The organism is Corallococcus sp. CA047B (assembly GCF_003612065.1).
GTDB classification, from domain to species: domain Bacteria; phylum Myxococcota; class Myxococcia; order Myxococcales; family Myxococcaceae; genus Corallococcus; species Corallococcus praedator.
Window position 1 is genome coordinate 1 of record NZ_RAWD01000104.1, and the last position, 15,821, is coordinate 15,821.

Below are 15,821 nucleotides of genomic sequence, written 5' to 3' on the forward strand. Positions count from 1 at the left end.
GTTTCAAGGGGCTCAGGGGTGGGCCGCGCTTCGGGAAGGTCCGGGCTGGAGGGGACCGCTTCTACCTCCAGGCCCAGGACCCGCAGAAGGGTCTGGTTCCAATGTCCTTCCACGGAGCGCCCTGCGTGCTCCTCGAAAAAACGGACGGGCGCCGTGACGGCGGCCATGCCGGGCCACTGTGCCCAGGCGACGGAGGCAAGAGGGGGCACGAAACGACGACCTCCGGCTGGCCCCTTCTGATTCGGAGGCAGCCAGGTCCATCCCGCTGGAGCGCCCACGCGGGGAAATGACTTCCACCAGCCCACCAACGCACGTGCCAGCAAGCGTCTTCCGGTATGCAGCCAAGTACCCTCTCCCGGAAACGCCCGGCGCACCGTCTCCTCGATCAGCGCGCACGCTCGCGCCCCGTCCTCCACGAGCGGGGTGGGACGCTTTGCTTCCAGGAGTTGGCAGAACTCCAGGGGCCGCGACTCCTGCCGGACCAAAGCAGCCATCAGCTCCCGAAGGGTCACGGTCCCGACGCTTCCGGGGGGCATCCTCCGCGATTCGGGAAGCCCTGCCTCAGCTTCCACCTCCGCCGCGTCCGACGCGGTGAACGCTCCTACGATCGCCATCAGGCGAGGTAGATGCCCCCGGAGCAGCCGGTCGCGCGCCGCCCGTTCCTCCCAGAACTCCGCCGAAGCGGGCTCCAGCGCCTGTGACGGCAAAAGAGGGAGAAAAATGGCGTCCTTCGACGAGAAGATCCCGGTAGTGGTCACGCCCGGCAATGTCCGCGTCGTGCGAAGACGCATCCGCTCGATGCCTTCACGAGGTGAATCCGGCGACGCTTCGGAATCAAAGTCATCGTTCGCCACCGAATCTGCGGCAGCATCCTTGTGGCGCGCTACGACCGGCGAAGCCCTAGCCAAAACTTCGTAGACCGGTGGAATCCGCTCGACTTCCCGCTCGACGGACGTGCCGTCGTCGTCGGCCCCCGCGGGCCTTCCTTCCATGTGGAACAGGCCAGGAACCACGGAGCGCAAGCCCGGCGCCCGGGTGAAGGGCCAGAGACGTGTGATGAGGCCCGCGAGGCTGGTGGGTTCGCCCTGATGCATCCCCTGATCCACCGGGCCAAACAGTGACTCGACGGACGCGTGGAATGACGCCCGTGCTGTTTCCCTCAACAGCCTGGAGTCCGACTTGCGCAGGATGGCGAGTCGGTTCGATGCGAAGCGCACCCGCTGGTAGGCCTCCGTCAGGGGTGATTTCACGGGCCCCGGTCCACCAGGGGGCATCCCCGTCGGATGGAAGGCATTGGGGAGGACCGAGATCCCCGTGAGGAAGAGCCGGCCCACCAGACCCGCCCCCAGCTTCTCGGCGTCGTGTTCAAGAGCCTTGAAGCCGCGCAGCAGGGGTTCGCGCTCGGCGGCGGAGAGCCCTGCCAGTCGCTTGAGGCCCGCGGCGCCTGGCGGCCCATTGCGCAGGGCCTGACGCATCTGGATTCCCAGCACCACAGCACCCGAGCGGATCTGCCGCGTCTTCAACTCATGAAGGGTCAAGCCCAGCAGGCAGGCTGCGGTCTCCATCCGCCACGGATGGAGGAGTGGCTCACTGAGGCCGAGGACCGGCAGTGCACGGCGGCCTTGCAACGCCGGTCGCAACACGACCGGGGTTCCACAGCCCCACGAATTGGGATCGCACATCTCGAAGGCGCGTCTGCGTCCTTGTGCACGGCCACACCAACAGGCCCATCGCACGGGCGCGTCTTCTTCCTTTTCGTATCCGGTGGCCCAGTAGCGCACCCGCGACATGGTCAGGGCCTCGAACTTCACGGAACGGCCACCGTCCGCATTGCGTGCCGCCTCCGACTTCTTCCATTCAGGAGGCGCGATGCCGGCGGCCTCCAGGACTTCCGCGAGACGGGGAAGAAAGGGGGGAGCCCCGCCTGCCCAGGCCCGCTCGATACTCGCCAGTTGCGCCGCGTCCTCGGGGTGAGCCGCCGTCCACCAAAGGCGCTCCATGCTGGAAAGCGCCGGGGCCTCCGCGCTCGCGGGAATGCCTTCGCCATCGCGGGCACGAAAGCGAAGCTGGAGGTCCGGGCCGACCAGCGGGTGGGAGGTTTCAGGAAGGACGAGGCAGGCGTCCACCCGCGAGGTGGCTCGTTCGATCAATTCGCCGGTGCCTCCCTCGAACCACACTTCCTCTGGAGGAGTGATCGCGAGGGTCGGATCCTCGATGACGAGCTGGGCCGGTAGACCGTCCTCGCCATAGGGCGCGTCCTCCCGCTTCAACCCCGATTGAAAGGGAAGCACCCGTCCGTCCGACAGGACGAGATGGCTCCAGGGAAAGGGCGGAGGATCATCGCCCACAACCAGCGTGATCCGCCAGGCGAGTCCCATCCCCGACCTGTCCCGCTCCATTTCTTCCCGGAGGTCGAGGATCCGGCCCTGGAAGCCGGGAGGAATGAACCAGCGTTCCGCGGACCCGGGAAGCTTCGGCGTCAGCAGCGGAAGGTTGTCTTCCTCTTCGCCCTCCTCCGTGGCCTTCTTCGGCGCGAGCGTGAAGACATGAGCCGCGAGGTTCCAGACGCTCACTTCATGAAGGCTCTTGTTCTTCAGACGGCCTCTGGAAATCCTGGCCCAGAGCGACCGCTGTGCCTCCAGCCAGGCGTCGCCGGCCTTCACGGTGGCCCCCCGCGAAAGCAGCACGCGGTGCGCGACGACGCCTTCCGCGCAGAGCAACACGGGAATCCGGACGCTGACTTCTCGCGAGGGCACCACCCCTCGCTCCAGCGGCAGCGGGGTCCCCTCCGTCCACCGGGCACCCAGGTTGCGCCCCCGGATGTGAACTACGCGAAGCCCGTCCGAAAGGGGCCTCGCATGGACGGCAACCCGTGCGGCGGCCTGCAGCCGTCCCGCTGGAAGCGAGGCGAAGGAAGACAATCCACAGGAAATCCATGCCTGCGCCGCCATGCTCCCAACGCCGCCCGCCCTCGGATTCACCTGGGTAAGCGGCACCCTCGCGACACACAAGCGAATCGCCCCCGACGCATCTCGGAGGGGGACTGCGAGATCGCCACCCGGGGTGAGCCGAGCCGCAGCTACTGGCACCCAGGCTCCCGGCCGAAGCTCGGAGGACACATCGGGACAGGCCCACGCGGGTGCGACGCCAGCCTCCGCCGACACCGCATGTCGCAGGATAGGGAGCAGTGCTTCGGGCGCGGTCGCGTCCGGAGCGAGTTCCAGGACGGCCTTGAGGAAGTATTTGCTGACCAACAGCAAGCGCTCGTCCCGGCCCGCGAGTCCGCGCAGGAGGCCGAGCAGCTTCCGGGGAAGCTCGCGCGCATCCTCCTCATAGACTCCCAGACGTGCGCTGATCCCGAGCAACTTCCGGTACGCCGCGAGTTCCAGCAGGGCGCAGAGACTCGCGCCCGCCAGCGTCCCGATCGCGATAGGGTCGCGGAAGTTCTGCCTCCGTGAAGGAGCAAGTCCTTCGTCCTTCAGCAGTTCCTGGGGGGACTCCTCTTCAGGCTCGGAGCCCCCCTCCTCGGGGGCCCCACCCAGTTCGGGCATGGGCAGTTCTTCTTCGATGTCCTCCTCGAACCCGTCGTCGAATGACGCCTCCTGGGCGCGTGCATCCCCCGAGGTCAACAGTCCCTTGCCAAGGACCCTTGGGACCCACCGGTACCACGTGCCATCCAGAAGCACCCGACCCCGGTCGTCCACCTCGGGAACTGCGGCGGGAAACCGGATGGGCAGGCGCGTTCCGTCCTCACAGACCAGTTCCAACCGCAGGCTGAGAGGACGAAACCAGCTGCCGCCACTCCGACGCGCCATCTCGGAGGAGGTGGGGGCTTCCAGGTCATAGCCGCGGTAGCACAGCTTCCCCTGCTTGTGGGCCAGGGTGAAGGGGAGCGCCATGCGCAGGACCCGCTCCAGTCCCCACCACATCCGGGGCCGTCCTGGAGCAAGGTCTTCCTGAAGGAACGCACGCCGCTCATGGGCCAGGAGCCGCTCCCACGGAACACCGGGTGGAAGCGACAGGGAGGGCGACAGCGCGACGGTGTTCCAGTCCCGAGACACCTCCACGGGGCCCGGATCCAACGCCTCCTCCACGCGCTGCACCAGCGCGGCGACCTCCTCCCCACCCGTCAGCCGGAGCAAGCTCATTCGCCGCAGCCAGATCAACAGGGTGTCACACAGCTCGCCGCTCCTCGCATGGCCCACCATCTGCCGGGTCCTGGGAATGAAGTTGCCGCCGTCCTTCGCCACCCGGTACGCGAACTGACAAGCGTTCCAGCCCGGCGCGATGGCCACCACGAGTCCATAGGGGTGCCTGCGGAAGATGGGCTGGAACGTGGAGCCATGGGGATAGGGAAAGACAAGCTCCGCCAGCGACACCACGAAATCGCCATGGCGTGCGACGGTGCGAAGTCGACGCAGGACCATCGTGGAATCGAGCCGCTGCGTCTCATCCACCCCATGCGCTTCGTACCGGAGATGGCCCACGAACAAGCGCTCCAACAGCACCAAGGCCTCGTCCCCGTCATCGCACCGGGCAAGAGCATCCAGCAGTCCGAGGAGTTCCCGCCCCCGGGGAATGGCGTCGACCCAGGCCGCGCTGTTCTCCAGCGGGCTCCACCCAGGCTCCTCGGCGCGCTCCAGCTCCGCTTGCGGCACCGGAGCGATGGGCGGAGGCGGCTCGGCGGGCACGACCACCGGCGGAAGCGTCTGCAGGCGGCCTACGAGCGACGCGACCAGCGCGATGTCCGAAGCCCCAAGTCCCGTCCACCCCCGGAGATCGAACTGCTGTCGCAAGGAGCGTGCCTCCTCGCGAAGGGAGGACTGCTCCAGCGTCGACAGCAGTTGCCTCACAATCAATGAAGCAGACACTTCCTGTTCGTTCGGCAATGAGCGCCCCCTTGATGCCTGCAATGCCTGTTCACATCGACCGCGTTCGACCCTGAGCCTTCTTCAGGGCGGTGGTCACTCGGGCTGGAAACGCCGCGTCAGCGCATCGGCGAGGTCGGAGCCGCAGTGGCGCCGCGTTTCCGTGAGGAAACGACGGATGGACGCGGCGGACACGGAGCGTGGTCCGCCCTCCAGGGCGACGCCGAGCGCCTCCACGGTCAGGTGCACGGGTCCCCCGCCCTGCTCGGGAGTCGGGGCCTCCGCCTGTGCGCAGCGCAGATAGGACTCCGTGACCGCGGCTTCCAGATCCGAACCCGAGAAGAAACGCTGGTTCACCAGGTTCGCCTGGAACAGGGGCGCAAGGAAAGTCTGGAGTTCCGCAGTGGCGGGAACACTGACTCCCACCGGCGACTCCGCACGGCCCAACCGCTGTAGATAATAGGTGACGATCTCCACCGCCTCTCCCAGGTCGGGCGGCGGCACGGGGACGTAGCGTCCGAAACGGCCGCTGCGGATGACCGCCTCATCCAGCGCTCCCAGGAAGTTGGTCGTGCCCACGATGATCCGGCGCAGCCGGCCTGCCCGATCCAACTGCACCAGCAGCTCGTTGACGTCGGCCTTCTCATCGCTGTGCATGTTGCCGGAGCGACGGGAACGTGCGACCGCATCCAGTTCGTCGAGCACGAGCATCCGCTTTTCCTGCTCGACCACCCAGTCGAACTGCTCGCGGATCATGAGCTGTCCCCACCCCACGTAGGGACCTCGCAGGTCCGAGGGTGACAGCAGTCGCACCTCCTGCTCCAGTTCGCCCGCGATGGCCCGGGCGAGGAGCGACTTGCCGCACCCGGGCGGTCCGAAGAAGAGGATCCCCGAAGCCCGGGAGACATTGCGCAGCAAGGCCCCCCGCTGTTCCGGCCAGACGATGTCGCGCTGGATCCGCTCCTTGACGGAAGTATAGCCAGCGACGTTGTCCAACCGTGGCAGGGAGTCCTCGCGACGCTCCGGACGCTCGACCGGAGACTCACGCCGGGCCTCTTCCTCCGGATCCTTCACCTCCGAGGCGTTCTCCTCGAGAGCGCGGGACTCAAGTGAAGCGAATGCGCCCCCCGCGACGGGCACCAGCACCGCGCCCCCAACTCCCAAATGGTGGGCGATATCCGCCAGGAAGGGCCCAGCCCAGAGCAGCGTCTCACTGGGAACCACCAGGGAGAAGGGCTCGTCTGGCTTGCGCCGCGAGAAGATCTTCCGGTGGTAGAAGGACTCCATCGGTCCGCTGCCCACCAGCGTTTCCACCTCGAAGGTCCCCAGTGCCTCCACGTGCAGATCCGTCCGGGTCACCTCCTGGGTGGCTCCCTCGTCGTCCAGGATCTCGGTCCGATGGTGCTCGAACTGGAGGGATGCCTGGGGCTCGCGCGAAAGGATCCACTGCGCCAGTCGGGCCTTGAGGGACAGCGTCGTGCCGCTTTCGTTGCTGCCCTTGAACCGGGAGAGCGGCGTTCGAGTGAGGATGTCTCCCCAGGAATTCAGCGCCTGCGCGGCACCGTGGGCGCTGGCTTCGCGGCTCCACAACACCAGTTTCAAGGGGGACAGCTGTGACACGACATCCTGCGACTCCAGTTCGGGCTTGCCCCCCACCATCAACAGCAACCGGGACACGGGGGCTCCGTCCCCGCTGATCGCCGTGGCATCGAACTCGAATACAGGGCCCGGCCATGTCGCCAGGAGGCGAGACAGATCGACGGGAGCATCTGTGTCACGCCGGAGCGAGATGAGATTCAAGGCATGGGGAGCGTCGTGGAGCCGGGGGCCGTCCGAACCGAGAACAGAGGGCTTGAGATACCCATGCAACAACGGGGAGGAACCTCGCACGATTTGCGGTGCCGCATGCTCCGCGCCTCCTGTCCGGACGAAGCGCTGCGCACAGCGATAGGCCCAGCCCATCACCCCTTCCCACGTGGGCTGGAGCCAGTCCGCGGTGTCGCGGCGCTCCGGGAGGTAGAGCAAGGAAAGGATCGGCTCGGGACCGGTGAGCGCTCGAAGGAACGCCACTTCGCGATCCTGCGACAAGCCCAGAGCGCTCGGCCAGAAGGGCTGGGGCAGCGCAAAGGAGCGAGACGGCTCCAGCTCCGGCGCTTTGTCCTCATCGTCGTCCGGAACGGGAGCGATGAGGGCCTTCTTCAGCGCCAGGACGAAGGGGGCATGGCGATCCCAGCTCCCCGTCGTCGGCGTGACATCAAGCCCCGCCCGTTGCAGTTGGCGCACGACGTTCTCAAGCGAAGCGCGCTGCATCTTGACGTCGGTGGAATAGCCAAACGTCTTGACCAACTCGGACAAGGAAGACTGGCCGACGAGGCTCAGCGTGTTGCTGAACTTCGTTTGCCGCCTCCGAGCATCCGCCAGCCAGAGGGCCAGGGGTTCCACTTCCGCGCGGGAAACCCGTTCCAGGGCATTGTCCAGGAGGGGCAGCCGTACCGTGAGCGTGGCCCCGCTGCGCCGCGTCACAATCCCGATGGGACTTCCCGACTGGTGCTTGAAGACGACTGTATCGCCAATCATGACCTTCATGACGACCCTCCCCAGGACAAGCATGGCACGAGGAGGAAAATCCTCACACGCGCGCCGATGACAGCCGACCAGAGCGAAGCCGGCCATCCCTCTTAAGGGGTATTGCACCGCAGCCCATTCGTCTGCGATGCGTTACGGGGAATCCGGCGTGGTGCCGAGGATCATGCACCCCGGAACCAGCTCGGTCGCGGTATCGCAGCGGAGCGAGGTGGCCTCGGTCTTCGCGGTCCACTTGGAGCTGGTCAGTCTCCGAGAAGCACACCGGCTCGCGGTTCGCCCGCGTCCACGATGGCCTGGAGCTTCGGGCAGAGCGCCCCCGCTTGGGTCACCAGGGTGTTGCATGTGGACATCTGCGGGAACTCACTCGTCGTAGCAGGGACCGCTCTGGCGGACCTCGACGGTGGACCACTCCGCCGCCGGGCACTCGCTGGCGATGGCCAGGGCTTCCTCGCGGGTGCTGACGTTGATGAGGAAGAAGCCTCCGACGATCTCCTTGGACTCGGTGAACGGACCGTCGCTGAAGGTCCGCTTGCCTCCACGGGTTTCAATCCGCACGCCTTCCTCATCCGACTTGAGCGAATCGCTGGCCATGAGCAGGCCCCGGGCGTGGAGGCCCGCGCCGTAGCGCTGCATGCGCTCCATCCGCTCGGCGGCGATGCGGCGTTCGCTCTCCGTGCGGGGACGCGCCCGCTCTTCCGACTGGATCAACAGCATGAACGACATGGCGTACTCCCTTCCTTGCCCCCTCTATGCCACGGCCACGCCCAGCCGTCCCCCGTCCAGTTGACCGGCCCCCCAGGTCATTCCCGCGAGGGCGCGGTCCGTAATACCTTCGCCGTCCCGCAAGCACACCGCGTCCGGTGTTTCAGTGTCAGCCGGACCGCCGAGGAGTCGAGCGCACCATGAAGAACGTCGAGGACGTCTACCGGCTCACTCCCGCCCAGCGGGAGCTGTTGTTGCCACCGTCGCCCGTGCCGGAAGCGCCCCTCGAACACCTCGTCGCGGACGTGCGGGGCCCCCTGGACGAAGCGTTGCTGGAGGAGGCCCTGCGGGAGCTGGTGCGCCGCCACACCGCGCTGCGCACCGCGTTCTTCCTCCAGGGGATGCCGGAGCCCATGCAGGTGGTCCGCGAGAAGCTCTCCCCTGCCCTGGAACGGGCGGACGCGCCCCAGGGCCTGGAGTCCTGGCTGGAAGCGGATCGCAAGCGGGGCATGGGCCTGACGTCCGCGCCGCTGGTGCGCCTGTCGGTGGTGCGCACCGCCCCGGAGGCGTCCTTCCTCGTCTTCGCATGGCACGCGGCGGCGCTGGACGCGGGCGCCGCGAGGCTCTGCCTGGAGGAGCTGCTGCGCCTGTATCAGGCCGCGCGGGGAAAGGGCGACGCCGGGCTGGAGAAGGCGCGGCCGTTCCGTGAGTACCTCGCGTGGATGGAGGCCCAGGGCTCGGGCGACGCGGAGACCCACCTGCGAGAGGCGCTGAAGGATCCGCGCCCCACCCTGCTGGCCGTGCGCTCCGAAGCCGGCCCCGTGACTGTCTCCGGCCTGCAACAACTGCTGCTGCCCGCGACGGAGTCCGGCAACGTGCTGGCCTTCCTGCGCAAGCACAAGCTGGGGCTGGGCACGTTGCTTCAGGCCGCGTGGGCGCTGATGCTGCGCCACCACACCGGCAACGCGGAGGTCGTGTTCGGCGCACAGGTCCCCGGCCGCACCGCCACGCTCGTCCAGGGCCGACCGCTGGTGGGCCGCTTCGCGCACCTGCTGCCGCGCAGGCTCTCCATCCCCGCCCAGGGCACGCCCCTGCGCTGGCTGCGCGCCCTCCAGGCCGAGCTGTCCGAGGCCCAGCGCCATGAGCACGCCTCCCTGTCCCAGGTGCGCCAGTGGCTGAAGCTGCCGGAGGACGTCCCCCTCTTCCAGAGCGTTGTCCTCGCGTGGGAGCCCCCGGAAGAGGACACGCTGAAGCCGCTGGCTCGCGGCCTGGGCCTGGGCTCCTTCCGTCACGTCTCCGCCCCGCCCTCCTTCCCCTTGACGGTGGAGGCCGTGGCCGGCGAGCGGCTGGCGCTGCGGCTGCACCACGACGCGAACCGCTTCGCGCCCCTGGACGTCATCCGCCTCGTGGGCCAGCTCGCGGCGCTGCTCGATGTCATCGCCACGCAACCGGACCGCGAGCTGTCCACGCTGGGCGAGGTGCTGGACTTCGCCGGCGGCACCGCGCGGAGCCCCGCCACCGCGAGCACGTCCGTGGGGCCGGAGGAGCTGCGCGCCCTGCTGGCGTGGCACCCGGAGGTGCGCGCGGTGGACGTGCGCGTGGAGGGCTCTCGGCTCGTCGCGCACGTGGTGCCCACCCGCCGCCGCGCGCGGAAGCTGGACTTCGGCCTGTTCTTCTTCGCGGACGAGGACGCGGGCACCACCGACAAGTACCGCCTGCTGCTGGAGGCGGCGAAGTTCGGGGACGCGCACGGCTTCTCCTCCGTCTCCACCCCGGAGCGCCACTTCCACGAACACGGCGGCATCTACCCGAACCCGTCGCTGCTCGCCGCGGGCCTGGCCACGATGACGAAGCACATCGGCCTGCGCGCGGGCAGCGTCGTGCTGCCGCTGCAGAGCCCCTTCCGCGTCGCGGAGGAGTGGTCCATCGTCGACAACCTCTCCGGCGGCCGCGCTGGCATCTCCATCGCTTCCGGCTGGGTGCCCAACGATTTCGCCCTCAACCCGGAGGCCTTCACCCGCAAGCGCGACGTCATGTGGGAGAACCTGGAGAAGGTTGAACGGCTGTGGCGCGGCGAGTCCGTGCCGGCCCGTGACGGCGTGGGCAAGGAGGTGGACCTGAAGGTCTTCCCCCGCCCCATCCAGCCCCGCCTGCCCACGTGGGTGACGTGCGCCACGGACCCCGCCCTCTTCGAGCGCACCGGCACCGGCGGCTACAACGTCCTCACGTCCCTGCTGGGCCAGCCGCTGGAAGAGGCGCTGGAGAAGATCGGCCTCTACCACGCGGCGGCGGACAAGGCCGGCCACGCGCGCGACCAGCGCACCGCCACGCTGATGATGCACACCTTCGTCGGCCAGGACGTGGACGACGTGCTGGACACGGTGCGCGCTCCGCTCACCGCGTACCTGCGCGCGCACGTGGCGCTGATGCAGACCATGGTGAAGAGCCTGGACCTCCAGGTGGACATCAACGAACCCAAGTGGGCGGACTACCTGGCCTCGTACGCCTTCGAGCGCTACTACCGCTCCGGCGCGCTCATCGGCACCGTGACGTCCTGCCTGCCCATGGTGGACAAGCTGCTCGCCGGAGACGTGGACGAGGTCGCGTGCCTCATCGACTTCGGCGTCGGCACCGACGCGGTCCTCCAGAGCCTCACGCACCTGGCGGAACTCAAGCGGCTGGTGCAGGACGAGTCCCTGCGCATGGAACGCGTGCTCACCGAGTACCTCGCGGAACGGCTCCCGGGCGCACGCCCCGCCCTGTCGGTGAGACTGACCGACAGCCTGTCCGCCGAGCATCCCGGCCCCACCCTGTAGCACCCGCGCGGGAAGCCCTGTCAGAGGCCCGATGTATCAAGGGCCTCGACCAGGAACTGCCTGTCAACATGGACAGTTTGTAACGTGCTGTGTTAACTGTACTGTACGTTTTCCACGAATAATTCCGCTCACGCTGCATGAGTCTCGTACTGCCCCTGCGGGTCGTTTCGGGGAGTCGGGTCTCGACACATCTCGGTCGGCCCAACGCATGCGTTCGCCTGAATTGTTACAAGATGTGTCGACGCTGGTGGAGCTGTCGCGTCGCAGGGCGGAGCAGCGCCCGGACCAGCTCGCCTACACGTTCCTCGTGGATGGTGACTCGGAGGAGGCGCACCTCACCTACGGGGACCTGGATCGACGGGCGCGGGCCATCGGGGCGGCGCTGCAAGCGCGCGGGGCTCGGGGCGAGCGGGTGCTGCTGCTCTACCCTCCAGGTCTTGAGTACGTGGCCGCCTTCGTGGGTTGTCTGTATGCCGGCGCGGTGGCGGTGCCGGCGTATCCGCCGGATCCGATGCGACTGGCGCGCACGCTGCCCCGGCTGGAGGCGGTGATCCAGGACGCGCGGGCGCGGTTCGCGCTCACCACGGGCTTCATCCAGGGCTTCATGGAGTCGATGGGCGAGCAGTCGGCGGCGCTCGCCGGCCTGTCGTGGCTGGCCACCGACGCGGTGGAGGACAGCGAGGCCGGTGCCTGGAAGGATCCGGGCACGGCGCGGGAGGCGCTGGCCTTCCTCCAGTACACCTCCGGCTCCACCGGCACGCCCAAGGGCGTGATGCTCAGCCACGGCAACCTGCTGGCGAACTCGCTGGCGATCCACCAGTGCTTCGAGCACTCGGACGACAGCCGCGGCGTCATCTGGCTGCCGCCGTACCATGACATGGGCCTCATTGGCGGCGTGCTGCAGCCGCTGTGCGGCGGCTTCCCCGTGGTGCTGTTGTCGCCGCTGGACTTCCTCAAGCGGCCGGCGCGCTGGCTGGAGGCCGTGTCGCGATACCGCGCGACGACGAGCGGCGGGCCCAACTTCGCCTTCGACCTGTGCGTGCGCAAGACGACGCCGGAGCAGCGCGCGGCGCTGGACCTGAGCTCCTGGGACGTGGCCTTCAACGGCGCGGAGCCGGTGCGCGCGGAGACGCTGGAGCGCTTCACGCGCGCCTTCGCGGACTCGGGGTTTCGCAAGGAGGCCTTCTACCCGTGCTACGGCCTCGCGGAGACCACGCTCATCGCCTCCGGTGGACGCAAGGCCGCGCCCCCGGTAGAGCGCGTGTACCGGCAGGACGCGCTCCAGCAGGGCCGCGCGGAGGCACCCGCCCCTTCCGAGCTGACGGACGCGCGCACGCTGGTGGGCAGCGGCGTGAGCATCCCCGGGCAGGAGCTGATCATCGTGGAGCCCGAGTCCCGCCTGCCCGTGCCCGAGGGCCGGCTGGGGGAGATCTGGCTGCGCGGCCCGAGCGTCGCGGGCAGCTACTGGGAGCGCCCTGAGGAGAGCGAGGCCACCTTCCGGGCCCGCCGCGCCGACACCGGCGAAGGGCCCTACCTGCGCACCGGCGACCTGGGCTTCGTGTCCGGTCAGGAGCTGTTCGTCGCGGGCCGCATCAAGGATCTGATCATCCTGCGCGGCCGCAACCACTACCCGCAGGACCTGGAGCTGACGGCGGAGTCCAGCCACCCGGCGATGCGTCCGGGCTGCTCGGCCGCGTTCTCCGTGGACCGGGGCGGCGAGGAGCGGCTGGTGGTGGTGCTGGAGGTGGATCGCAAGGTGCTGGGCGAACCGTCCGCCGCCATCGACGCCATCCGGCGCGCCATCGCGCAGGGCCACGAAGTGGCCGTGGACACGGTGGTGCTCATCCCCGCGGGCGGGCTGCCCAAGACGTCCAGCGGCAAGGTCCAGCGGCGCGCGTGCCGCACGCAGTATCTGGCGAACGGGCTGGAGATCCTCGCGCAGGAAGCCCTCGCCGACGCTTCCACCGACGCCGTGAGTACTCCCGAGGTCGCTGCCCCGGAAGAGTTCCGGCTGACGCGCGCCGCGCTGCTGACCGCATCCGAGGCGGAGCGCGCGGCGCTGCTGGGCACGTACCTGCGGCGGCACCTGTCACGGGCGCTGTCCGTGCCGCTGTCGTCGCTGGAGGCGACCCGGCCCCTCACCGCGCTGGGCCTGGACTCCATCCACGCCGTCGAGCTGAAGGCGGCGCTGGAAGAGGAGCTGGAGATCCACCTGCCGGTGGCGCTGCTGCTGGAGGGCGTGCACCTGGAAGCGCTCACCGCGCGGGGGCTCGCGGAGCTGCGCCATCCCACCGCCGCACCGCCGCCGTTGGTGGCGGGGGCTCGCGGCGATGCGCCGCTGTCGCACGGCCAGGAGCGGCTGCTGTTCCTGGATCAGCTCGCGGCGGGCAGCGCGGCCTACAACATCCCGGCCGCGGTGGAGCTGGAGGGACAGCTGGACGTGGCGGTGCTGACCCGCAGCCTGGAGGCCATCGTCCACCGGCATGAAGCGCTGCGCACGCGCTTCCCCCGCTCACAGGGCCGCCGCGTGCAGGACATCGTTGCGCCTTCGGGTGTTCCAGCGGGCGGACCGCTGGCGCTCCCGGGCGCGGTGGTGGACCTGAGCGGCTTGCCGGAGGCACAGCAGGCCGCCGAGACGGAGCGCCTCACCGCCCAGGAGGCGCGCGGGCCCTTCGACCTGGAGCGCGAGCTGCCGGTGCGCGCGAAGCTGTTGAAGCTGTCCGACACGCGGCACCGGCTGCTGCTCACGCTGCACCACGTGGTGTCGGACGGCTGGAGCATGGGCGTGGTGGTGCGGGAGCTGGGCGCGCTCTACGCGGCCTTCGCGCAGGGCCGACCGTTGCCGCTGCCGGAGCTGCCCGTGCAGTACGCCGACCATGCGGCGTGGCTGCGTCGCCGGCTGGAGGGTGGCCTGCTGGACGAGGAGCTTTCGTGGTGGAAGGAGCGCCTGTCGGGAGCGCCTCCGCTGCTGGAGCTGCCCCTGGACAAGCCGCGTCCGGAGCGCCAGCACTTCGAGGGCGCGCGGCAGCCGGTGTCGCTCTCCGTGGCGCTCAGCGAAGGGCTGCGGCAGTTGGGCCGGGCCGAGGGCACCACGCCCTTCATGTCGCTGCTGGCGGGCTTCCTGGTGGTGCTGCACTCGCGCACCGGCCACACGGACCTGGTGGTGGGCACGGACGTGGCCAGCCGCGAGCACGCGCGCACCCAGAACCTCATTGGCCTGTTCGTCAACCAGTTGGTGCTGCGCGTGGGCCTGGAGGGCAACCCCACCTTCCGGCAGGTGCTCGGGCGCGTGCGCGAGGTGGCGTTGGGGGGACAGGCGCATCCGCATGTCCCGTTCGACAAGCTGGTGGAGGCGCTGCGGCCACCGCGCGACGCCCGCTACAACCCCTTGTTCCAGGTGATGTTCGTCCTGGAGAACGCGCCCCTTCCCGCGCTGCGACTGCCGGGACTGAAGCTGCGCCAGTTGGAGATCGACGACGGCGGCTCGCCGTTCGACTTATCCGTGCTGCTGTCCGAGTCCGAGGGCCGCTTCCAGGGCGTGCTGCGCTTCGCCACCGCCCTCTTCGACGCGGCCACGCTCGCGCGGCTGGCGGAGGACTACGAGGCGACGCTGGCCGCGGCGGTGGCCCGGCCGGACGCGACGTTGGAGGAGCTGCACGGGGTGCTCGTGGAGCGTGAGCGCCAGCGGCAGCAGGAGCGGGCACAGGCGCTCCAGTCCTCTCGCAAGGAACTGTTCCGCGGCGTGCGCCGTCGCGGTGGGAGCGAATCATGACGACGGATGGTCAACCGAAGCGCGCACTCCCGAAGCTGCGCAGGCGCGAAGTGGATGGCTCCGGCCAGGACTGGGTGCGCTTCGAGGAGCTGCGGCCCGGGCTGCACCTGCCCGTGGTGGCCCGGCCGGCGCTGCCGGGCATCGAGCTGGCGGACTGGGGCCGCACGCACCGCGCCCTCGTGGACGCGCAGATTCACAAGCATGGCGCCGTGCTGTTCCGGGGCTTCGACGTGGTGACGCCCGAGGCCATGGACCGGGCCATCCAGGCGATGGCGGATGAAGCGCTGGCCTACGAGGAGCGCTCGTCGCCGCGCTCGCAGGTGAGCGGGAACATCTACACGTCCACGGACCACCCGCCGTCCGAGCGGATCTTCCTGCACAACGAGCAGTCCTACAACCAGACCTTCCCGGCGCGCCTCTTCTTCGCCTGCGTGTTGCCATCGCAACAGGGTGGCGAGACGCCGCTCGCGGACACGCGACGCATCTTCCAGCGCCTGCCGGCCGAAGTGCGCGCGCGGTTCCTGGAGCAGGGCTACACGTACGTCCGCAACTTCGGCCACCGGCTGGGGTTGAGCTGGCAGCAGGCGTTCCAGACGGAGGACCGCGCCGAGGTGGAGGCATACTGTCAGCGCAGCGGCATCCAGGTGGAATGGCGCGACGGCAACCGCCTCCGCACGCGGCAGGTGCGTCGCGCGGCCGGTCTGCACCCCGTCACGGGCGAGCCCGTCTGGTTCAACCACGCCACGTTCTTCCACGTCTCCACGCTGCCGGCGCCGGTGGCCTCCGCGCTGCTGGCGGACCTGGGTGAGGAAGAGCTGCCCAACCACACGTATTACGGCGACGGCGCTCCCATCGAGCCCGAGGTGATGGAGACGCTGCGCGCCGCGTATGAGGCCGAACAGGTGATGTTCCCCTGGGAGAAGGGGGACCTGCTCGTCATCGACAACCTGCTGGCCGCCCACGCGCGTTCGTCCTTCGTGGGACCCCGGCGCGTGCTGGCCGGCATGGCCCGTCCGTTTCCGTGGAGCGAGGTCGCCCCGGTGGCGGACGCGCCCCGCGATTCCCCTCCAGGCTGAA

The 15,821-nt window shown here is 69.1% G+C and carries 6 protein-coding genes; 3 read left to right on the plus strand and 3 right to left on the minus strand.

Annotation, left to right across the window (positions count from 1 at the left end; genetic code table 11):
• The 3 genes from D7X74_RS17835 to D7X74_RS17845 all read right to left on the minus strand — a co-directional run.
• Nucleotides 1–4,457, minus strand: a 4,457-nt coding sequence (locus D7X74_RS17835) for a hypothetical protein (RefSeq protein WP_233602151.1), incomplete at its 3' end; no start/stop codon positions are given.
• Between the two features lie 507 nt (nt 4,458–4,964).
• Entirely contained in the window at nt 4,965–7,454 is a 2,490-nt protein-coding gene (locus tag D7X74_RS17840; RefSeq protein ID WP_158622247.1) for an ATP-binding protein, read from the minus strand.
• 360 nt (nt 7,455–7,814) lie between these two features.
• Complete coding sequence (locus D7X74_RS17845; protein ID WP_120534172.1) at nt 7,815–8,177, minus strand: YciI family protein; 363 nt, start codon at nt 8,175–8,177, stop codon at nt 7,815–7,817.
• A 179-nt stretch (nt 8,178–8,356) separates the two neighbouring features.
• Here D7X74_RS17845 and D7X74_RS17850 point away from each other — a divergent pair, with 179 nt between their 5' ends.
• The 3 genes from D7X74_RS17850 to D7X74_RS17860 all read left to right on the plus strand — a co-directional run bounded on the left by D7X74_RS17850 (nt 8,357) and on the right by D7X74_RS17860 (nt 15,820).
• The gene (locus tag D7X74_RS17850; protein ID WP_120534173.1) at nt 8,357–10,972 is read left to right on the plus strand and encodes a MupA/Atu3671 family FMN-dependent luciferase-like monooxygenase; all 2,616 of its coding nucleotides are present in this window, start codon (nt 8,357–8,359) and stop codon (nt 10,970–10,972) included.
• Nucleotides 10,973–11,180: 208 nt separating this feature from the next.
• Nucleotides 11,181–14,744 (plus strand): condensation domain-containing protein, encoded by a 3,564-nt coding sequence (locus D7X74_RS17855; protein ID WP_158622248.1) that lies wholly within the window; start codon nt 11,181–11,183, stop codon nt 14,742–14,744.
• The gene (locus D7X74_RS17860) at nt 14,741–15,820 is read left to right on the plus strand and encodes a TauD/TfdA family dioxygenase (protein WP_120534175.1); all 1,080 of its coding nucleotides are present in this window, start codon (nt 14,741–14,743) and stop codon (nt 15,818–15,820) included. Before D7X74_RS17855 ends, D7X74_RS17860 begins: the two co-directional genes overlap by 4 nt.
• Nucleotide 15,821 lies beyond the last annotated feature (1 nt).

Coding starts and splice junctions, on each gene's coding strand:
- D7X74_RS17850 (WP_120534173.1), top strand. CDS start 8,357: ATGAAGAACGTCGAGGACGTCTACCGGCTCACTCCCGCCCAGCGGGAG.
- D7X74_RS17855 (WP_158622248.1), top strand. CDS start 11,181: ATGCGTTCGCCTGAATTGTTACAAGATGTGTCGACGCTGGTGGAGCTG.
- D7X74_RS17840 (WP_158622247.1), bottom strand. CDS start 7,454: ATGAAGGTCATGATTGGCGATACAGTCGTCTTCAAGCACCAGTCGGGA.
- D7X74_RS17845 (WP_120534172.1), bottom strand. CDS start 8,177: ATGTCGTTCATGCTGTTGATCCAGTCGGAAGAGCGGGCGCGTCCCCGC.
- D7X74_RS17860 (WP_120534175.1), top strand. CDS start 14,741: ATGACGACGGATGGTCAACCGAAGCGCGCACTCCCGAAGCTGCGCAGG.